The following is a 21,171-nucleotide window of genomic DNA, read 5'->3' as shown; positions in this document are numbered from 1 at the left end:
AACATGCCTACTCTGAAACTGACCCGCCTGAGCGCCGCGCTGGGCGGCATGCTGCTGACCGCCGCCGCGCATGCGACGCCGGTGTGGATCACACTCGGCGACGCGGCGTTCCGCCAGTTGCAACGCATCGACGCCGGCGCCACCGCGCGGTACAGCACGACCGTCGACGCGGGCAAGACGGCCGACGGCGCCGCGCGCCGCGAAGTCGTTCACGTCGTCGAAATCGACGATTCACGGCTCGGCGAGCTGGCCCATGCCGTCCACCATACGCGCGGCCACGGGCCCGGCTATGTCGTGCACGACTCGTTCGACGACGCGCGCCAGGCACTGCAGCCGTTGCCGCCGACGCTCGCGAAACAGGCCGCCGCCGTCGTGTACAAGGTATCGAACGCGCCGCAGATCGGCACGTGGCTCCAGCAGCTGCAGGCCAGCAACATCGTCGGCACGATTACGTCGCTGTCCGGCTTCACGAACCGCTACTACACGACGTCGCACGGCGTCGCCGCATCGGACTGGCTCGCACTGCAGTGGAAGCAGCTGGCGGGCTCGCGCGCCGACATCACCGTCGAGCAGTTCGCGCACACCGGCTTTCCGCAGAAATCCGTAATCCTGACGATTCGCGGCAGCGATCCGGCCGCGGGCACCGTCGTGCTGGGCGGCCACCTCGATTCGACGGTCGGCCGCACGACGGAGAACACGCGCTCGCCCGGCGCGGACGACGACGCATCGGGCATCGCCAGCCTCACCGAAGCGCTGCGCGTGCTGCTGGCGAACCACTACAAGCCGAAGCGCACGATCAAGTTCGTCGGGTATGCAGCCGAGGAAGCCGGGCTGCTCGGCTCGAAAGCGATCGCGAAGCAGTTCCGCGCGCAGAATGCGAATGTGGTCGGCGTGCTGCAGCTCGACATGACGAACTACAAGGGCGATCCGAAGGACATCTACCTGATCACCGACTACACGAACGCGTCGCAGAACACCTACCTGACGAACCTGGCGAAGACCTACCTGCCGGAACTCGCGATCGGCACGTCGCAGTGCGGGTATGCATGCTCGGATCATGCGTCGTGGAATGCGCAAGGGTATCCGGCGTCGTTCCCGTTCGAGGCCGACCAGAACGACAGCCCGTATATCCATACCGTGAACGACACGCTGGAGAATTCGGATCGCCAGGCGAATCATGCGCTGAAGTTCGGCAAGCTGGCGCTGGCCTACGCGGTCGATCTCGGTGGCGACGGCGGGACGTCCGTGAAGCCCTGACGGCGTGCGGCCGGGAAGGTGGCGCGTGCGCGCTTCCTTCCCGGCGACTTCGTTCGAACCCGCGCGGCCAGGATCCGGTAATGATGCATGCTCATCGCAGCTGCAATGGCCGCTGCCGGCATTCGCCGATACATTTGTTAAAGAATGCCGCCGCCTGATCGGACAACCGGCGACGTCGCGATATCGCTCAGGTCTCGCCGCCGGCTTCGCGCCCGCGTCCGGATAGAATCGTCGTTCGACCACTCCGCTACCCACGTCCCGTCATGACCGATATCCCTCGCTCCCTCGACGATCTTTCGCCCGCTCGCGTGACGACCGCGTTCGACCTGCCCGGCTACACGACCGTCCGCTCGCTCGGCGTCGCGCAAGGCATCATCGTGCGCTCGCGCTCGATCGTCGGCTCGTTCGGTGCGTCGCTGCAGACGATCTTCGGCGGCAACATCACGCTCTATACGTCGCTGTGCGAGAAGGCGCGCGAGCATGCGTTCGACAAGATGCTCGCCGATGCGCGCAAGCTCGGCGCGAATGCGATCGTCGCGATGCGCTACGACTCGACCGAGATCGGTTCGGGTGTGACCGAAGTGATTTGCTACGGCACGGCCGTCATCGTCGAACCCGCGTGAGGCCCGGCGCTGGCGCCGGCGCGAAGCACGAAAACCGCGCCGCCGTCACGGCCCGACGGGCCTTGCCCGATATGCCGAAATCGGCCCGGTGCATCGGCAACGCTGCCCGCCCGCGCCGACGCCACGGGCAGGCGAACCCCGCGCGAAAACCACGCGAAGTTTTCGATTGACGCGCCGCGCGGTTCCCTCTTACCATCGCACTCGTTTTCATTCATGGAGGCTTCTGTGCCTACCGATGCGAGTTGTAGTTGGTCCTGCACCAACCTGACTGCCGCCTGAGGAAGCTTCGCAGAGCCTTGTCTTCTGCCGCATCCCGGGATAGCAGGATGCGGCGTCTTTCAGGATCGGCCTGCCGTCGATCCGAAATTCCCGTACTCGACAATTCAGTCGCCGCTCGACACGCGAGCGGCATCCGTACGTGACCCGCGTCGCGTGCGTGTGTCCGGCCGCATGCCCGCGCGTGCACGGCCCAGGTTCACGCACGCGCTACGCCAATAGACAGGAGTTCGAAATGGACGACGACCCTAGCCGATTAAGCTGCGCCGGCACGCGTTCGCACGCCCTGCCGGCGAACCCTCGACTCCCAGCCTCTTATCAGCCGATCGCGCCCGACGCGGCGCGGCGGGAAGCGCTCGTCCGTCGTTGACGTCATGACGCTCCCGCCGTGTGCAGTCCGGCGCCTGGAGCACGCATGAAACGACTCGATCTCTCCGCTCAGCCGAACCGGCCGCACCGGTTCGCACACGACGGCCGCCAGGACGCTCTCCCGCGTCGCCACCCCACCGGTCATTTACGTCGATCCAAAGCGGCTTCGTCACGCACGCCGCGATGACGCCGACCGGGTCGCGCCGCCACGCCCGCCTTCTCATGCGCCTGTCACGCGGCAATGCCCGCGTTCGGCGCCACGCCATGTCCGATGTACCGGGAGAACACCATGCACAACCGTATAAAACTCCATGCCAGCCGGCTGATCCGCGACAGCTACGTCTACTTCAAGATGCCGTGCGCACTGCTCATGCATTTCGACCGCCTCGCGGCCGCCTATGACCAGCTGAATCGCAAGCAAAAGCACGCGTTCTCGTTTCCCGACCAGACCGACGGCTTCCTGCCGTTCGGGCTCGAATACTCGCATACGCCCGAGCGCCCCGATCTGTGCGACCGGTTCTGCTACTGGGTTGCGCGGCGCGACGCGCATCACGGCTTTGCGCTGGCCAAATCCGCGTTCTACCGCGAGATGGCCGCCTACGAAGCCTGCATCCACACGATCGCGCAGGACCTGCTCGATGCGGTGTGCGACAACCTCGGCGGTACGCCGCAGCCGCCGGTCCGGCACAGCTCCTACCTGCAGTTCTGCGCGTACGAGCAGCATCACGGCAGCCACGACCGCGCGTACCTGCAGGATCCGCACGAAGACGGCCACCTGCTGTCGTTCATCCGGCCGACCGCACCCGGCCTGATCCTGCTCCCCGACTCGTCGCCGCTTTCCGCGCTGCCGCGGCCCGACGAAATGATCGTGCTGGCCGGTTCACTGCTCGAGGCGCTCACCGACGGCGAAGTGCCGGCGATGCAGCACGCCGTCGAACGCCCGCGCACCCGCACACCGCGCAAGTCGCTGATGTACTTCGTCAACCCGGACCTGTCGGCCGGGCACGCCAGCACGATCGTCAACCAGCGGCCGCTGGACTTGCGCGCACTCGCCGAAGGCCGGCACGTCGCGTTCGGTAACCGCGCGCTATGCCGCCCGTGCGCGGCCTGACCCGCGTCATCCCGCTCACCTTTTCCCCGGAGAATCCATGCTTGGACGCTTCCTCCCCGTCGAAAACCGTTTCTTCGACCTGTTCGACACGCATGCGCAGCACATCGTCCTCGCCGCGTGCGAGGTTCAGATGCTTCTCGACAATCTCGACGATGCCGAGCTGGCCATGGCCAACGTCCAGACCACCGAACGAACCGGCGACAAGCTCGCACACGATGCGATCGACCTGCTGCACAAGACGTTCATCACACCGCTCGATCGCGACGAGATCCACAAGCTCGTCACGACGATGGACGACATCCTCGACCTGATGGAGGACGTCGCGACCACCGTCGTGGTCTACGACCTGAAGTCGGTCACCGAGGAGGCCAGCGAACTCGCGGACATCGTCGTGCAGTCTGCACTGCAGACGCAGATCGCGGTCAACCTGCTGTCCGACATGAAAGAGTCGGCGCAGATCCTCAAGGCGTGCGAAGAGATCGACGCGCTCGAGACCCGCGCCGACCGCGTGCTGCGATCGGCGATCTCGAAACTCTTTCGCGACGACATCGACGTGAAGACGCTCATCAAGCTGAAGGGCGTCTACGACCTGCTCGAACGGATCACCGATAAATTCGAGGATGTCGCGAACATCGTCGAAGGCATCGTGCTGGAAAACGCCTGAGCGGACCACGATGCATTCGATACAACTCGCCCTATGGATGGTCGCGGCACTCGTGCTCGTCGCGCTCGTATTCGACTTCATGAACGGCTTTCACGACGCGGCGAACTCGATCGCCACCGTCGTGTCGACCGGGGTGCTGAAGCCCCAGCAGGCCGTCGTGTTCGCGGCCGCGTTCAACGTGATCGCGTACTTCATCTTCCACCTGAAAGTCGCCCAGACCGTCGGTAAAGGCACGATCGACCCCGAGATCGTCGACCACTACGTCATCTTCGGCGCGCTGGTCGGTGCGATCGGCTGGAACGTGATCACGTGGTACTACGGGATTCCGTCGAGCTCGTCGCACGCGCTGATCGGCGGCCTCGTCGGCGCGGCGCTCGCCAAGTCGGGCTGGAGCTCGCTGAACATCGACGGGCTGCTGAAGACCATCGCGTTCATCTTCATCTCGCCGCTGCTCGGCTTCATCCTCGGCTCGCTGTTCATGCTCGGCGTGTCGTGGCTGTATTTCCGTACCGCGCCCAGCAAGGTCGACCGGCGCTTCCGCCGGCTGCAACTGCTGTCGGCCGGGCTGTACAGCCTTGGCCACGGCGGCAACGACGCGCAGAAGACCATCGGCATCATCTGGATGCTGCTGATCGCGTCGGGCTATGCGTCGGCGACCGCCGATGCGCCGCCGGCGTGGGTAATCGGTGCGTGCTACCTGTCGATGGGCCTCGGCACGCTGTTCGGCGGCTGGCGCATCGTGCGCACGATGGGCCAGAAGATCACGAAGCTCAAGCCGGTCGGCGGTTTCTGTGCGGAAACCGGTGGCGCGATGACGCTGTTCCTCGCGTCGTTCCTCGGCATTCCGGTGTCGACCACGCACACGATCACCGGCGCGATCGTCGGCGTCGGGGCGACGCAGAAGCTGTCGGCCGTGCGCTGGGGCGTGGCCGGCAACATCGTGTGGGCATGGGTGCTGACGCTGCCCGCAGCCGCGTTGTTTGCGGCCGGCGGATGGTGGATTGGTCACCGGATCTTCTGATTGCTTCGACGCGACCGTATGCGTGACGCAGGACGCATCCCGCACCCTACGTCACGCGTCGCGCTCGAGCGACTTCATGTTCGTGAGCTGCGGAAACAGCCGCATCCACGTGAGCGCGACCCCAATCGTCGCGGCGCCACCCACGACGATCGCCGCGGGCGCGCCCCACCATGCGGCCGTCACGCCCGACTCGAATTCGCCGAGCTGGTTCGACGTACCGATGAATAGCGAATTGACCGCGCTCACGCGCCCGAGCATGTCGTCGGGCGTGCGCAGTTGCACGAGCGACAGCCGCACGACGACGCTGACGACGTCCGACGCGCCGAGCGCGGCCAGCGCCACGAGCGACAGCGCGAAGTGCCGCGACAACCCGAACACGATCGTCGCGATGCCGAATGCAATCACGCCGCCGAACATCGCGCGGCCCGGCCGCCCCTTCAGCGGGAACCGCGTGAGCCACAGCGTGCCCGCGAGCGCGCCGACGGCAGGCGCCGCACGCAGCGCACCGAGCCCCCACGGGCCGACCTGCAGGATGTCGCGCGCGTAGATCGGCAGCAGCGCGGTCGCGCCGCCGAACAGCACCGCGAACAGGTCGAGCGACAGCGCGCCGAGAATCGCCGGCTCGCGCCGGATGAACGCGATCCCCGAAAATACCGAGCGCAGCGTGACCGGCTCGCGGGCGGGCGGCGCACTGCGCAGCGGAATCGTGCCGCTCAGCACCGCCGCGATCGCGAAGGCGACGACGCTCGTGCCGAACGCCGCGGGCGCGCCCACGCCATACAGCAGCCCGCCGAATGCGGGCCCGAGAATCTGCGCGGCCTGGTTCGCGGACGTCGACAGCGCGGTCGCGCGCGGCAAGTCGGTACGCGGCACGACGGCCGGCAGCAGCGACGACACCGACGGCGACTCGAACGCGCGGGCCGTGCCGACGATCGCCGCGAGCGCGTAGACGGCCGGTGCGGCCAGCCACCCTTGCGTGGCACCGAGCAGGAACACGCCGGCGGCCAGCGCCTCGACGCCCTGGCAGATCGTCGCGATGCGCCGGCGATCGTAGCGGTCGGCCACCTGCCCGACGACGAGCGTCAGCGCGAACATCGGCACGAACTGCGCGAGACCGACGAGGCCCAGCGCGAACGCACTGTGCGTGAGTGCGTAGACGTACCAGCCGATGGCAACCGACAGGATCTGGAACGCCAGGGAAGACATGACGCGCGTGCCCCAGAAACGCTGGAACGGGACATGGCGGAACAGGTTGGCGGGTAACGGGGATAAAGGACTAGGGTCGGGCACGGAGTCGGTCATCGAGGTCTCGGCAGGCGGCGCTGCGCGCCGGTACCGACGCGGCCAAAGCGCGATGATATGCCAACCGCGGAAAACGGGCCGCAGGCGTGAGTGCCGACGATTCCGGCGGCCACGTCGAGCGCGGCCGCCGGGTCGATGTCCGGCGACAGGATGTTCCGACGCAGGCGGCCCGCGCGCATTACTGCGGCGGGCCGCCCGTATCGCTCGAATCCGTCGCGAAGCCGAACACGCGTTGCCCTTCCGGCGTGTCCTCGACTCTCCAGCCCTCGGCGCTCAACGCTGCCCGGATCCGGTCGGCCTGCGCCCAGTCCTTGTCCGCCCTCGCGCGCTCACGCTCACCGAGCAACCCGCGGACATGGTCCGGAACGTCGAACGCAACCGGCCGCCATTCGCGCAAGCCGAGACCCAGCACCGCGTCGAAGCTGTCGACGGTTGCTTTCAGGGTGGCTGGCGGCAGGTTGCTCCTGACCAGGTCCCACAGCACCGCGAGCGCCCTCGGCAGATTCAGGTCCTCGTTCACTTCGGCATCGAATCGCGCGGCGAAATCCGCATCGACGCGCCCGCCGTCCGGCCAGCCGGCATGGAGGTGCCTGAGCCGATTCAGCGCGGTGTGTGCCGCGTCGAGCGACGCCCACGTGAAATGCAGCTTGCTTCGATAGTGGGCCGTCAGGCACAGGTATCGGTACGCGAGCGGATCAACACCGCGGCTCTGCAAGGTCTGCAGACGAACGAAAGCGCCGCTCGACTTCGACATCTTCGTATCGGCGTCGAGCGTCAGGAAGTGCCCGTGCATCCAGTAGTTCGCGAGCTGCGTGCCGTGGGCTGCCCGCGTCTGCGCGATCTCGTTGCTGTGATGCACGGCGATATGATCCTCGCCGCCGCAATGGATATCGAACAACGTCCCGAGATACTTCGCCGACATCGCCGAGCATTCGATATGCCAGCCCGGAAAGCCGCGCCCCCACGGGCTGTCCCATTCCATTTGCCGCTGGACGTCAACCGGGCTGAACTTCCACAACGCGAAATCCGTGATGCTCCGCTTCCCGCCCAGCGCCACCCGCTTGCCCGCCTGCAACCCCGCGCGGTCCAGCCGCGCGAGATACCCGTAGTCGTCCTGCCGACTGGTGTCGAAGTAAAGGCCGTCGTCCGTCCGATAGACGTAGCCGCCCCGGTCGAGCGTTTCGATGAACGCGATCTGTTCGGCGATGTGATCGGTGGCGCGGCACCACACCGTCGGCTCGAGGAGGTTGAGCGCGTGCCAGTCGCGGACGAACGCCTCGGTGTAGCGCCGCGCGATGGCCCATGCCGATTCGCCGGTCCGACGGCTGCCCTTCTCCATCTTGTCTTCGCCTTCGTCCGCATCCGACGTCAGGTGGCCGACGTCGGTGATATTGACGACGTGCCGGACCGCGTAGCCGTTGCGCGCCAGTACACGGCGCAGGAGATCCTCGAACACGTAGGTTCTCAGGTTGCCGATGTGGGCGTCGTCGTAGACCGTCGGGCCGCAGCAATACATGCCGACCTGCCCGGCCTGGATAGGCGTGAAGGGGCGCACGGTACGCGACCAGGTGTCATACAGCGCAAGCGGCATCGAGTTTCTCCGTCCCGAAGGAGTGGGCCCAAAAACAAAAAGGCCGCCTGTCTTGCATCACAGGCGGCCGGAAGGCGATTGCTTGAATGTTTAGCGAATGCGCTAGACGCAACTTCCCCCTGGCATGTTCTGACAACATGCACGAACGAACGAGGAGGGGGAAATGGCGCGATTCAGCATGCGGACGATGCTAGCGCCTATAGACGGCAATGGTCAATACCGTCCGACCGCTGTTCCCCGGGCGGTGGCCACGCTGACGGCACGGGCCGGACGGCTTTCGTGCCCGGTCACGCCCGGCAAAAAAAAGGTTCATCGCGGATTACCGGGGAACGCGGCGCGGATCTTGAGGAAGAAGTATTCCTCGTCGCGATACCCGTAGGCCCGACGTTTGATGACCTTGATGGTGTTGTTGATGCCTTCGACGACGCTGGTATTGAGCGGATGGCGGCAGCGGGCGAGGATTCCGTGCCAGTAACCCTGTAGGCGCTGCGCGAACAGTTGCAGCGCGGCAATCCCGCTTTGCCGGGCCTGCTCGATCCAGTGTTCCCAGGCCTTTTCCGCCCAGGCAGGCTTTCGGTAGAACCAGAGCCGTTTGAGTTCGTCGCGTAGCACGTAGACGCACAACAAGGGCTGATTCGCTGCCAGCAGTTCCTTCAGATGCACGGACTGCTCGGGCTTCAGGTTGTGGCGGTTGCGCAGCAGCAGCCAGCGACTGGATTTCAATACCTTGCGGGCCGGCCGGTCATGGCGTAACTGATTGGCCTGATCCACACGTACCCGATCGATCACCTCGCGCCCGTACTTGGCCACGACGTGGAACAGGTCGTAGACCACCTCGGCCTGCGGACACTGCGCCTTGATTTCCAACTCGTAGGCCGTGGTCATGTCGATCGCGACTGCTTCGATGCGCTCGGCGACACCCTCAGGAAGCTGCTCGAAGAAGGCGCGGGCCGTCTCGCGTGAGCGTCCCGATCCAATCCAGAGCACCTGCCGGCCGATCGGATCGACCACCACCGTGGCATACCTATGGCCTTTATGGAGTGCAAACTCGTCCATCGCCAGATAGCGGATCGTCGACCAGTCCGGCTCAGCCACACGCGCTTGCAAGCGCATCTTGTCGATCGATTTGACCGTGTGCCAGCCCAGATCGTAGAAAGCCGCCACTGCCTGTACGCTGGCCGCTTGCAGCAGTTTCTCGCAGGCCTTGGCAAATCGCTCCGTCACTCGCTGGTAACGGCCCAGCCACACCAGCTTCTCCAGTCGCGGACCGCCGCAGCGTTCGCACCAGACCCGGCGGCGGGGGACGTGCAGCACCACCCGGTACTCGAACAACGGCAGATCGCGCACGCGGCGAACCGTCGTCTCGTGGATTTGATGGCACCGTGCACCGCATTGCTCGCAGTACATCACCTTGCTGACCGGCTTCAAATGCAGCGACAGCGTACGGCCTTCTCCTTCCGGCCATTCCACCCGCTCTAACCGATAGCCCGTCCAGCTGCCCAGTGCCTGAAGTGCCTTGCGATCGAGCAATTGCTCCTCCTGACGTCCTTAAAGTCAGGCGTCAGGTTACGCAATCCCCCTCAAACGCTCCACGGTTTCCCGCGATGAACCAAAAAAAAAGCGCGAACCGAGGTTCGCGCCAAAGAGAGACCGCTCGCTGAAGACGTCGCTGCCCCACCCCATCCCGCTCAGAACGAATGCCGCATCCCGATCCGCACGTCGGCCTGCGTCTGCGTCGTCGACGGCGTGAAGCTGTAGCCGACCACCGCATCGACACCCTGCGACGCGCGCAGGTAATCGCCGGAGATGTAGATGTCGGTGCGCTTCGACAGCAGGTAGTGCAGGCCGGCCGTGCCCTGGTTCCAGTGGTGGCCTTCGAAGCGCGTGTGCTGGTAGCCCGCGATGAGGCTCAGCGCCGGCGTGAACTGGTACAGGCCGCCGCCTTCGTACACCTGCATGTGCGACGACTGGCCGAAGCCCTTGATCGTCGTGTACGAGTAGTTGGCGTCGAGCGTCAGCTTGCCGATCGTGTAGCTGGTGCCGACGCCGAACGTGCCCTGGCTGTCGACGTCCATCGCGGTGTTCGCGAACAGGTCGGTGCGTGCGCCGGTCGCCGGATCGACGGTGACGGTCTGCTGGCCGAGGAACGTGTGCGTGCCGATCATCGCGTACGGGTCGAACGCATAGATGCCGTTCGGGTTGTTCAGGCGCGTGTACGCAGCGCCGATCGAGAAGTCGCCCTTCGTGAAGCTCGCGCCCGCGCTCCAGGCGCTGTTGCGGTGGAAGTTGCCCGCGACGTTGCCAAACGAGTACATCGCGCCGAACTTGAAGCCGCTGAGATCGTTCGACAGGAACTTCACCGAGTTCGGCAGGCGGTCGCCGTTGAAGCGGTCGAAGTCGCCCTGGTGGATCGCATAGCCGCTGCCCCACGCGGAGATGTTGTAGATCGATACGAGTTCGTTCGTGATGTCGAGCTGGTTACCGAACGACAGCGTGCCCCAGTCGTTCTGCAGGCCGACATACGCCTGGCGGCCGAATTCCGCGCCGCCGAAGCCGAGTTGCCCGTTGCCGAGGTGGAAGCCGCTCTCGAGGGTGAACACGGCCTTCAGGCCGCCGCCGAGATCTTCGGTGCCCTTGAGGCCGAAGCGGTTTCCGTAGGCGACGCCGTCATCGAACTTGACCACGTGCGAACCGCCCGTGTTGTTCACGTACGTGATGCCCGCGTCGAGAATCCCGTACAGCGTCACGCTGCTTTGCGCATGCCCGATGGCGGGAATACAGGCCGCGCATGCAAGCGCGGCGGCTACGGCAACTTTCTTTTGCTTCATTGTCGACCACCCTCCCTGAACCGTTCGATGGATAGAATCTCGTCCCGGCGCGTGCCGCGATGCGCCGGTGGATTCCAATTCAGACCGCCCCGCTGGCTTCGGCATTTCGTTTTCCGCAATAACGCAGCCATTGGCGAAAAATACAAACCCATATTTCCGGTCACCCGTCTGAAGGCGACACCAAATGGTCACGATGCGACGGATCGGGAAAACACGTAGACAGGCGGCACGGTCAAAACCGGCCGCCCGGAGGGAGGGAATTAGCGCCCGTCGAGGGCTGCGCGCACGGCCGGCAGGCCCGGTGCGCCAGCCGCCGTCGTCACGCCGTCGAGCCAGCCGGCAACCAGCGCGGGCTCGGCCTTCAGCGCATGCTGCGCCGCGAGCGCGGGCGACGTCTTGTGGTCGAGCATGTCGGCGATCATCCGGTTCTCGACGTCGACGGAGAACGTCATCTGCCGGAACAGCCGCGCGAGGTTCGTGCACTGGCCGGCGAACCCGGTACGCGTGACCGTGTTGACCGTCGCGCCGCCGTAGTTCGGGCCGAAGTACGCATCGCCGCCCGACAGGTAGGTCAGGTGGAACTTCGTGTTCATCAGATGCGGCTCCCACGCGAGAAACACGATCCAGCGCTTGTCGCGCACCGCGCGCTCGACCTGCGTGAGCATGCCCGTCTCGCTCGATTCGACGAGCGACCAGTTCGCGGACCCGAGTACGTGGTCGGACAGCATCCGCTTGATGTTTTGGTTCGCGGGCGCGCCGGGCTCGATCCCGTAGATCTTGCCGCCGAAGCGATCCGCGTAGCGCGCGAGATCGGCGAACGTATGCACGCCGGCGGCCGCCACGTAATCGGGCACCGCGAGCGTGAACTTCGCGCCGCTCAGGTTCGCGTGCAGCACGTCGATCGATTTCTCGTCGACGAACGGCTTCACGAGCGGCGCCTGCGCGGGCATCCAGTTGCCGAGGAACACGTCGACCTGCCCTTTCTTGAGCCCCTGGTACGTGATCGGCACCGACAGGTTCGCCACGTCCTGCCGATAGCCGAGCGCCTTCAGCACGACGCCCGCCATCGCGTTCGTCGCGTCGATGTCGGTCCAGCCGGGCGCCGCCATCTTCACGTCGCTGCACGTCTGCGGGTCGGCCGCATGCGCGGCTTGCGTCGTCATCAGGCACGCGGCAGCGGCGAGCGCCGCGCCGATCCTTCGGATTGCTGCATTGCGTTGCCGTTTCATGGTTCGCTTCCTCCGTCGTTCTTCAATGATCGCGATGCGGTACGCTCAGCGCCCGACTCGCGGAAACCGCGCCATTGCCTCAAGCGTGTCGAGTTCGATGTGATTGCGCATGTAGCGCTGGCTCGCGTCGGTGAACGGCTGCCAGTCCCACGCCTGGATGCGGCCCTGCGTCGTGGCCGCGTAATGGAAGCGCCGGCGCCGCTGGCTCGCGCGCACCTGACGGTCCAGCTCCGGCAGGTTCCAGCGCCGCGCGGCTTGCGCGCGAAACGCGGCGAGCACGTCGGCCGCTTCCGGCACGCCGGCCAGATTCGTCAGCTCGCGCGGATCGTCCGACAGGTTGTACAGCTGGTCGGGATCGAGCGGGCAATGCACGTACTTCCAGTCGCCGCTGCGGATCATCACGACCGGCGCGACCGCGCCTTCCGCCAGGTATTCGCCGAGCGCGACGTCGTGCGCCGGCGTGCCGAGCAGGTGCGGCACGAGGCTCGCGCCGTCGACCGGATCGGGCCAGCCGCCGGCCGGTGCGGCGCCGGTGAGGTCGACGAGCGTCGGCAACAGGTCGACGTGCGACACGGGCCCACGCACGCGCGCGGCGTCGAAGCGGCCCGGCGCATGGACGATCAGCGGCACGCGGCAGCCGCCTTCGAAGAACGTCATCTTGTACCAGAGCCCGCGTTCACCGAGCATGTCGCCGTGGTCGGACGTGACGATCACGATCGTATCGTCGGCGAATCCGCACTGTTCGAGCGCGTTCAGCACGCTGCCGAACTGCGTGTCGACGTAGGACGTCGCGCCGTAGTAAGCGCGGCGCGCGGCGCGGATCTGCGCGTCGGTGGGCGGCGTGCGGTCGTTCTCGCAGACGAAGCGCAGCCGCTGCGAATGCGGGTCGCTTTCCGCTGCATCGAGCCGCACGGCCGGCATGTCGATGTCGTCGTCGCTGTACAGATCCCAGTAGTCGCGCGTGATCGCATACGGGTCGTGCGGATGGGTCAGCGACACGACCATGCAGAACGGCCGCGCATCGTGCCCGGCCGCGCGCTCGCGCGCGACGTCGTACAGCTTCTGCTTCGCCGCGAACGTGACTTCGTCGTCGAAATCGAGCTGGTTCGTGCGCACGCACGGGCCGGCCTCCAGCACCGAACTCATGTTGTGATACCAGCTCGGCCGCTCGGTCGGGCTGTCCCAGTCGGGCACCCAGCCGAAATCGGCCGGATAGATGTCGGTCGTGAGGCGCTCCTCGAAGCCGTGCAGCTGGTCGGGCCCGCAGAAATGCATCTTGCCGGACAGCATCGTCCGGTAGCCGCCCGCGCGCAGGTAGTGCGCGAACGTCAGCGTTTGCGCCGGCAATTCGGCGGCGTTATCGTAGGCGCCGATCCCCGACGGCAGCTTGCCCGTCAGCAGCGAGAAACGCGACGGCGCGCACAGCGGGCTCGCGCAGTACGCCGCGTCGAATACGACGCCTTGCGCGGCGAGACGGTCCAGCGTCGGCGTACGCGCGACGCGATTGCCGTAGGCCGGCAGCGCGAACGGCGTGAGCTGGTCGGCCATCAGGATCAGGATGTTGGGTGTCGGGTTCGTCATCGGCTGTCGTGGGGAAAACGGTGTTCGAATGGAGCGGCGCGCCGCTCGCGCAGCGGGACGTCCGGCATGACGGAAGCAGTTCGGCGAAAGTGCCGCACGGGCGGGCCGCGCTGGCTAGAATCGCGGAATGCGTGGCGCGGTGCCCGTGAAGCGGGCTTTGAAGCAGGCTTAGAAGCGGGCTTTGACGCAGGCCGCGAAGCGCAGGTACCGCACCGTCCGAAGCACTATCCCCCACCCGAATTCGCGCGGGTAGGTGTCCGGCCCTTATGGGGCCATTAGAGAGACTTATGTCGAAATCCGAACCGTTACCGTCGATGCAGGCGCTGCGCGCGTTCGAATCGGCCGCCCGGCTCGCGAGCTTCACGGCCGCCGCGCGCGAGCTCGGCTCCACCCAGCCGGCCGTGAGCCAGCAGGTGTTCCAGCTCGAAGCCGAACTGGGCGTGCCGCTGTTCGAGCGCAGCCCGCGCGGCGTCACGCTGACGGCCGACGGTGAGTGCCTGTACGAAGCCGTGCGGATGAGCCTCGACACGCTGCGCGGCGCGACCGCGACCCTGCGTGCGCGCCGCGAGCATGGCGCACTCACGATCGTCACCGACTTCGGCTTCGCGACCTACTGGCTGATGCCGCGCCTGGCCGGGCTGAAGCGCGTGATGCCGGATGTCGACGTGCGCGTCGTCACGTCACAGGATTACGACGCGCAGCGCGACCATGGCGACATCGCGATCCTGTTCGGCGACGGGCACTGGCCGTCGTGCACCGCCGCACGGCTCTTTCCGGAATCGGTCACGCCCGTCTGCTCGCCGGCGTTCCGCGACGCGCACCCGCACGTCGCGCGGGCCGAGCACTTGCTGGCCCTGCCGCTGCTGCACGTGCAGCCGACGCGCCCCGAGCGCTGGCTGTCGTGGTCCGGCTGGTTCGACGCGCACGGCCTCGATACGGCCGCCGCCGCGCGCGGCGTGACCTTCAACAGCTACGCGCTCGTGATCCATGCGGCGCTGCTCGGCGAAGGCGTCGCGCTCGGCTGGTCGCCGCTCGTCGACGAACTCGTCGCGTCGGGGCAGCTCGTGAAGCCCGTCGACGCGCCGGTCGTCACGTCGCGCGGCTACTTCCTGGTGCGGCCGCCGCAACGGCCCGAGCCGGACGCGACCCACGTGTTCCGGCGCTGGCTGCTCGACGCGTGCGCGAGCGCGTGACGGGCGCAGCGCGCCCCCGCGAGCTGGCGCGCCGATACCAGCCACACGGCGCGTTGGTTCTATCCGCCCCGAAATCGTCCTGATTTACTTGAGCCTCCCGCTACCCGCGCGGCGCGGCGCCTTCGTGCGCCGCCGCACGGCCGTGCGCCCATGCCATCCGAGGAGTCTCATGACCGCCGAGCACCGCCCCGATCAATTCGTCCTGACACTGTCGTGCCCGAGCGCGGCCGGCCAGGTCGCCGCCGTCGTCGGCTTTCTCGATCGCCATCGCTGCTATGTCGATGCGCTGAACGTGTTCGACGACGATCTCAGCAACCGCTTCTTCGTGCGCTGCGTCTTTCATCCGACGGATGAAACGCTGCAGATCGATGCGCTGCGCCACGAATTCGCACCGATCGCAGCCAGCCTCGGTGGCGAGCAGGGCGACATGCAGTGGGCGATCCACGATGTGAACGCGCGGCCCAAGGTGCTAATCATGGTGTCGAAGCTCGAGCACTGCCTCGCGGACCTGCTGTTCCGCTGGCGGATGGGCGAGCTGAAGATGGACATCGTCGGCATCGTGTCGAACCATCCCGACTTCGAGCCGCTCGCCGCGCAGCACGGGCTGCCGTTCCGCCACTTCCCGATCACGGCCGAGACGAAGGCGCAGCAGGAAGCGCAGTGGCTCGACTTCTTCGAATCGAGCGGCGCCGAACTCGTGATCCTTGCGCGCTACATGCAGGTGCTGTCGCAGGAGACGAGCGCGAAGCTCGCGAACCGCGCGATCAACATCCATCATTCGTTCCTGCCCGGCTTCAAGGGCGCGAAGCCGTATCACCAGGCGCATGCGCGCGGCGTGAAGCTGATCGGCGCGACCGCGCACTTCGTCACCGACGATCTCGACGAAGGCCCGATCATCGAGCAGGTCGTCGAGCGGGTCGATCATGCGTTGCGGCCGGAGCAGTTGCTTGCGGTGGGGCGTGATGTCGAATCGCTCACGCTCGCGCGCGCGGTGAAGGCGTTCATCGAGCGGCGCGTGTTCCTGAACGGGGATCGGACGGTGGTGTTTTCGTAACACGCGAAGGCGCGACGCTCATGTGGAAACCGACGGCACGCGCGCGGGCGTCGTGCCGATTCGACGCGCCCTGCGCCGCAGGTACAGGTTGTTCAGGATCAGCGCCGCACCGGTCAGCGCGGCGCCTGCGATCTGTGCATGATTGGGCACGACGCCCGTGAATGCGGAAACGGCGAATGCCGTAATGGGCACGATGTCCATGAACAGCACGCCGTTCATCGGCCCGAGAATCCGGTTGCCCGTCATCCACAGCAGGATCGCGCCGAAGCCGGCCACCGGCCCCATGTACGCGAGATGCGGAAGGACCGCCTGCACCGCGGCAAGTGACGGTGCCGCGATCCGGTGCGTAACGATCAGCAGCAGGTTGACCGCGACGATCGTGGTCAAGCCGAGCCACGTCGTGAAGGTCGTGTATTTCAACGCCGACCAGCGGGTGAAGCGTGCCGCGCCGAACGTATAGACGACCCAGCACAACGCGCCGACGATGATCAGTGCGTTGGCCGCATAGTGCTGCGGCTCGCGCAGCGCGGCGATCACGTCGCCGCGCGTGATGACGAGGGCCACGCCGGTAAAGGACAGCACGACGAACAGCACCGACACCGGCGCGGGCGCGACGCGCCGCACCACTGCGTTGAGCAGGAGCCCCATCATCGGCTGCGTCGCCATCATGATCGACGCGGTCAGCGCGCCTTCGTCGCCGGCCAGTTGCTGGCCCAGGAATACAAACGACCCGAATCCACAAAAGCCGATCGACCCGAGCAGCCACGCGAGCGCCACGGGCTCGCCTGCCGAACGGAAAGCGCCGGGGCCTTCGACGATCCCCAGCAACGCCAGGAAGCCCATGCCGGCGACCAGATAGCGCAGCGACGTGAATGTAAAGGGATCGATGTAGCGCAGCGCATCAGTCATTACCGGAAACATCACGCCCATCAGGATCGTCGCGGTCACACATGCGACGATGCCTTTGCCGTACGCGCTCGCGACAGGTGTTGCGGGAGTTGCGTTATTCATGACCGATCATTCCCAAATTAATTGAAAAATGATGCCGGTGCTGATGTGCGCAGCGGCAGCGTCTTATTACCTTCCTTGCTGTTCTCGCCTGCCCTTCACGGTCTCGATGCGGGCATCCGGCACGCTCCACATTTGAAACCGATCATTCTCAAAATTATCAAAAAAATATCAGGCCAGCGCCCGCATCGCGATATCGACGATCGATGCCAGCTCCGACTCCGACGCACTCGACTTGCCCAGCACGCGCATGCCCTGGATCAGGCACAGCAGGAACCGGCCTACCGCTTCCGGATCGAGATTCCGGTCGAAATCGCCCGACTGCTGCCCGCGTGCGACGGCCAGGCTGAATTGCGTGCCGATGCGCAGCAGCGTCGATTCGATGTATGGGCGTAATGCGTCGTCTCCGGGCAGGAGTTCGACGGCCGTATTCGTGATGAAGCAGCCGCGTCGCTCCGACAGCCGTACACCGATTTCCGTGTAGTACAGCAGCGCCTCCCGGAGTGCCTGCCGCGGCGGCAGATCCGCCGCGAGGCGCTCCTTGAGCCGCGCGATCGCACCTTCCGCATAACGGTCGAACGCGGCGACCAGCAGCCCGTGCTTGTCGCCAAAGGTTCGGTACAGGCTGCCGCGAAAGACGCCGGTCGCCTCGCACAACGCGTCGATCGACGTCGCGTGATATCCCTGCTCCCAGAAGACGCGTGCGGCCGCATCGATCACCTCGTCGGTGTCGAATTCGCGTGGGCGCCCCCTATCGCGGGCGCCGGAAGATGTCGGCGTGGGGCTCATGGAAGGCGATATTAGAACCGATCGTTCTCAAAATCAAGTTGGAGTATCGAATTAGATTAGGAGTACGGGCTGCACACAGGCGATGACTCTCTAAAACCGCAATTTTCATTCTTTCAATTACCAAACAAAATAGATGCCCGCAGAATACCCAACATCCCCAACATTAACCAAACCGAATACTTACAAAATCAATTCACTTAACAATGACTTTCAATCACCCGCAACTCGTCTCCATGTAAACGAGCATTCATCAAGTAGAAGAAAAACCTCTTCATGCCATTGATCTATCGAGAGAAATCAAAAAAATACTTCGTCCGACAAAGTTCCGATACCACCAATTAACATCCAGCGCGCGCTCTTCATATTTAATTTCAGCGCGCGTAGAATCGCGCGATATGCCTAAATAACGAGAGAGAGAGTCAGCATGGATGCGCGAAGCATGATTGGGACAATGACGGGAGGGCTGTCCCAAGAGGGACGTATTCTTAAGCTCGATACGCCGATCGGCACCGACGTGCTGATTCCCCACCAGATCATCGGACATTCGCGCATCGGGCGTGATTACCTGTTCATGGTCGATTGCGTATCGCTCTCGCGCGACGTCCCTCTCAAGACGCTGATTTCACAACCGGTCACGCTCTGGATCCAGCAGACCGACCGGTCCTATCTCCCGCATCACGGGTATGTCCACACAGCCCGGCGACTGGGCGAAGACGGCGGGCTGACCGGCTACCAACTGCACTTCTCATCCTGGATGCATTTCCTGAAGTTCCGTCGCGACCAGCGTCACTGGCAAGACCAAAGCGCCGACGCGATCATCACCGACGTACTGGATCAACATCCGCAAGCACGCGGTATGTATCGGTTCGAACTGGCGCAACCACTGCCGTCGCGTTCGTACTGCCGTCAGGACGAAACCGATTGGAACTTCGTGCACCGCATTCTGGAATCAGAAGGGCTATACGGTATCTGGAGGCAGGCGATCGACGGCAAATCACACACGCTGGTGATCACCGATCGCCTCGAAGTGCTCGAGCCGCTGTCTCCCCCGACAGTCGCCTTTTCGCGTGCCGGCGCCCATGGCGAGGCCGACACCTTCACGCAATGGTCGGCGACACGCACGCTGCAGTCCGTGCTGCTGTCGACGCGAACGTTCGACTATAAAAACCCGCCAACACCGGCCAACCCGAAGGCGACATCGATTCCGACGATGGCTCATCAAGGCGATGTGCCCGCGCAGATGGAAGTCTACGAATATACGGGCGCCTATACCTATCCGAAGCAGGATCGCGGCGACCATCTGTCCAAACTCCGCATGGAGGAGTGGGAATCGAAAGCCAAGCGCTATCACGGCGTGGCAAACCTGCGTCGAGCCGACGCGGGACGACGATTCACGATGACCGGTCATCCCGAGCACGACCTCGATCCAGCGAACCAGCGGGAATTCGCCGTGATCGACGTCGAATGGGCCATCGTCAACAATCTGCCGCTCTCCAAGTACGAGACGAACTTCCCGCACAGCCTGTATCACGTACTGAAGAACGTGCAGGACGACGACCCCGGTGGCCTGTTCTCGGTCCCGCACGCCGATGGTTCGACCGGCTTTTATCGTGTGTCGCTTGAAGCGCAGCGCACCACCGTCGCATATCGCAGTCCGTTCGAACACCTCAAGCCAGAGGCCAAACTGGAATCGGCGATCGTGGTCGGCCCGAGTGGCCAGGAAGCGTATACCGACGATCTGAATCGCATCAAGGTTCTTTTCACGTGGGATCGGCACAACGACGGCGACGAACGCGCATCGTGCTGGGTGCGCGTTGCCCAGTCCGACGCAGGAGACGGCTACGGTGGCGTCCATATGCCACGCACCGGTGAAGAACTGCTCATCGGACATATCGGCAACGATATCGATCGGCCGATCGCACTGCTTCGTGTCTACAACGGCGCAACCAAGCCACAATGGCATTCAAATGGCCTGCTGTCAGGTTATCGGTCCCGTGAGTTTTCGGGAACCGGATTCAATCAAATGGTGATGGACGACTCGACCGGACAGAACCGTGTGCAGCTATACAGTAGCAATACCAATGCGCAATTGCATCTCGGCTACCTGATCAACCACACGGGCAACGCTCGGGGCGACTATCTCGGCAGCGGTTTCGATCTCAGCTCGGACGCATATGGGGCATTGCGTTCGGGCCGCGGACTCTACGTATCAACTCATCCGGTGGCCAACCAGCCGCTCGATACGCGCGCAGCCACCAACCAGTTGACAAGCTCTGCCAACGTGCTCGACGGTCTCTCGCAAGCTAGCGAAACGGCAAGCGCGGAAAGCCTGAAGGACGGGCATGCGGCATTGCATGCCTTTGCGGATGCAACCACTCACAGCGAAACAGGGGCCACGGGCGGCGGCGGCGTAACGGCAGGCGGTGGAACGGGAAAGGCCAGCGTATTCAAACAGCCCGTGATTCTGGTCGCCGCACCGGCAGGCATCGCACTGTCGACTCAGAAGTCTGCACATGTCGCGGCAGATCAGCATGTCAATCTCGTCAGCGGCCAGAGCACGCACATCGCAACGGGACGATCGCTGGTCGCCAGCATCACCGAGAAGTTGAGCCTGTTTGTGCAGAACGCCGGCATGAAGCTGTTCGCGGCCAAAGGCAAGATTCAGGTGCAGGCCCACGCGGATAACGTCGAGGTCACCGCGCAAAAGTCCCTGCTGCTCGCGTCGGCAACAGAGAAGGTTCAAGCCTCCGCACAACAGGAAATCCTGCTGACGTCGGGTGGCGCATACATCCGGATCAAGGACGGCAACATCGAGATTCATGCGCCAGGCAGGCTCGATTTCAAGGGTGCCGATTTCACGTTCAGCGGCCCGACCCGCATGGATGTGACGAATCCGGCGTTCAAGAATCTACCGACGCGACGCCTGACGTTAAATACGATGGCATCCCCATCCGCCACCAGCGTGGTGCCGGCAGGCATGCCGTACAAGCTCTATGCTGATGGCGCTTTGGTCAAGCAAGGCGTGCTGGACCGTACCGGCCAGTTGCCGATCGACCATCACGTCACCACGCAAAAATACACGCTGGAGATGGCTAACGGCGTCACGCACGACATTCCGGTACCGGGCGACTACCGCGACGCGGCCAATGGCGCGCTCGCCAATCAGGGTTTCCAGTTTCACGAAACGCTCCCCGAGGGCGACGCGATCGCCCTCGATCGCGCCGCACACCGGCAACTCTACAGCGACCTGCTCAACCCTTCATCGGATGCATAGG

Annotated in this window: 16 protein-coding genes; 8 read left to right on the top strand and 8 right to left on the bottom strand. The window is 64.8% G+C overall.

Going from position 1 to position 21,171, the window contains the following annotated elements; genetic code table 11:
- Positions 1 to 3: 3 nt before the first annotated feature.
- The 5 genes from CFB34_RS06995 to CFB34_RS06975 all read left to right on the top strand — a co-directional run bounded on the left by CFB34_RS06995 (position 4) and on the right by CFB34_RS06975 (position 5,321).
- The gene (locus tag CFB34_RS06995; RefSeq protein ID WP_089441809.1) at positions 4 to 1,257 is read left to right on the top strand and encodes a M20/M25/M40 family metallo-hydrolase; all 1,254 of its coding nucleotides are present in this window, start codon (positions 4 to 6) and stop codon (positions 1,255 to 1,257) included.
- A 263-nt stretch (positions 1,258 to 1,520) separates the two neighbouring features.
- Positions 1,521 to 1,880 (top strand): YbjQ family protein, encoded by a 360-nt coding sequence (locus CFB34_RS06990; protein ID WP_089441808.1) that lies wholly within the window; start codon positions 1,521 to 1,523, stop codon positions 1,878 to 1,880.
- 934 nt (positions 1,881 to 2,814) lie between these two features.
- Entirely contained in the window at positions 2,815 to 3,636 is an 822-nt protein-coding gene (locus CFB34_RS06985; protein WP_179243752.1) for a 2OG-Fe(II) oxygenase family protein, read from the top strand.
- 37 nt (positions 3,637 to 3,673) lie between these two features.
- The gene (locus tag CFB34_RS06980) at positions 3,674 to 4,300 is read left to right on the top strand and encodes a DUF47 family protein (protein WP_089441806.1); all 627 of its coding nucleotides are present in this window, start codon (positions 3,674 to 3,676) and stop codon (positions 4,298 to 4,300) included.
- A 10-nt stretch (positions 4,301 to 4,310) separates the two neighbouring features.
- Positions 4,311 to 5,321: an inorganic phosphate transporter gene (locus tag CFB34_RS06975; protein WP_089460191.1), complete on the top strand. Its 1,011-nt coding sequence runs from the start codon at positions 4,311 to 4,313 to the stop codon at positions 5,319 to 5,321.
- Between the two features lie 51 nt (positions 5,322 to 5,372).
- Here CFB34_RS06975 and CFB34_RS06970 read toward each other — a convergent pair whose 3' ends face one another.
- The 6 genes from CFB34_RS06970 to betC all read right to left on the bottom strand — a co-directional run bounded on the left by CFB34_RS06970 (position 5,373) and on the right by betC (position 13,852).
- Positions 5,373 to 6,623, bottom strand: a complete 1,251-nt coding sequence (locus CFB34_RS06970; protein WP_089441805.1) for an MFS transporter — start codon at positions 6,621 to 6,623, stop codon at positions 5,373 to 5,375.
- 178 nt (positions 6,624 to 6,801) lie between these two features.
- The gene (gene cysS, locus CFB34_RS06965) at positions 6,802 to 8,214 is read right to left on the bottom strand and encodes a cysteine--tRNA ligase (RefSeq protein ID WP_089441804.1); all 1,413 of its coding nucleotides are present in this window, start codon (positions 8,212 to 8,214) and stop codon (positions 6,802 to 6,804) included.
- A 309-nt stretch (positions 8,215 to 8,523) separates the two neighbouring features.
- On the bottom strand, positions 8,524 to 9,744 hold the full coding sequence (locus CFB34_RS06960) for an ISL3 family transposase (RefSeq protein WP_089439944.1): 1,221 nt from the start codon (positions 9,742 to 9,744) through the stop codon (positions 8,524 to 8,526).
- Between the two features lie 158 nt (positions 9,745 to 9,902).
- A complete protein-coding gene (locus CFB34_RS06955) occupies positions 9,903 to 11,042 on the bottom strand; it encodes a porin (protein WP_089441785.1) in 1,140 nt (379 codons plus the stop codon).
- A 260-nt stretch (positions 11,043 to 11,302) separates the two neighbouring features.
- Positions 11,303 to 12,271 (bottom strand): choline ABC transporter substrate-binding protein, encoded by a 969-nt coding sequence (choX, locus tag CFB34_RS06950; RefSeq protein WP_089441784.1) that lies wholly within the window; start codon positions 12,269 to 12,271, stop codon positions 11,303 to 11,305.
- Positions 12,272 to 12,316: 45 nt separating this feature from the next.
- Entirely contained in the window at positions 12,317 to 13,852 is a 1,536-nt protein-coding gene (gene betC, locus CFB34_RS06945) for a choline-sulfatase (RefSeq protein WP_089441783.1), read from the bottom strand.
- A 287-nt stretch (positions 13,853 to 14,139) separates the two neighbouring features.
- Between betC and CFB34_RS06940 the strand changes: the two genes are divergently transcribed.
- Both CFB34_RS06940 and purU read left to right on the top strand, forming a co-directional pair.
- Positions 14,140 to 15,045: a LysR family transcriptional regulator gene (locus CFB34_RS06940; RefSeq protein ID WP_089441782.1), complete on the top strand. Its 906-nt coding sequence runs from the start codon at positions 14,140 to 14,142 to the stop codon at positions 15,043 to 15,045.
- A gap of 169 nt (positions 15,046 to 15,214) precedes the next feature.
- Positions 15,215 to 16,099: a formyltetrahydrofolate deformylase gene (gene purU / locus CFB34_RS06935; protein ID WP_089441781.1), complete on the top strand. Its 885-nt coding sequence runs from the start codon at positions 15,215 to 15,217 to the stop codon at positions 16,097 to 16,099.
- A gap of 18 nt (positions 16,100 to 16,117) precedes the next feature.
- Here the strand turns inward: purU and CFB34_RS06930 are convergent, their stop codons facing one another.
- Positions 16,118 to 17,110 (bottom strand): DMT family transporter, encoded by a 993-nt coding sequence (locus CFB34_RS06930; protein ID WP_089441780.1) that lies wholly within the window; start codon positions 17,108 to 17,110, stop codon positions 16,118 to 16,120.
- Between the two features lie 168 nt (positions 17,111 to 17,278).
- Positions 17,279 to 17,896 (bottom strand): TetR/AcrR family transcriptional regulator, encoded by a 618-nt coding sequence (locus CFB34_RS06925; RefSeq protein WP_089441779.1) that lies wholly within the window; start codon positions 17,894 to 17,896, stop codon positions 17,279 to 17,281.
- A gap of 424 nt (positions 17,897 to 18,320) precedes the next feature.
- Here CFB34_RS06925 and CFB34_RS06920 point away from each other — a divergent pair, with 424 nt between their 5' ends.
- A complete protein-coding gene (locus CFB34_RS06920; protein ID WP_089441778.1) occupies positions 18,321 to 21,170 on the top strand; it encodes a type VI secretion system tip protein VgrG in 2,850 nt (949 codons plus the stop codon).
- Position 21,171: the final 1 nt, after the last annotated feature.

This window comes from Burkholderia sp. HI4860, from assembly GCF_002223045.2.
GTDB lineage: Bacteria > Pseudomonadota > Gammaproteobacteria > Burkholderiales > Burkholderiaceae > Burkholderia.
The sequence above is the reverse complement of the archived record's forward strand: the minus strand, read 5'-3'. Positions and strand labels throughout refer to the sequence as shown.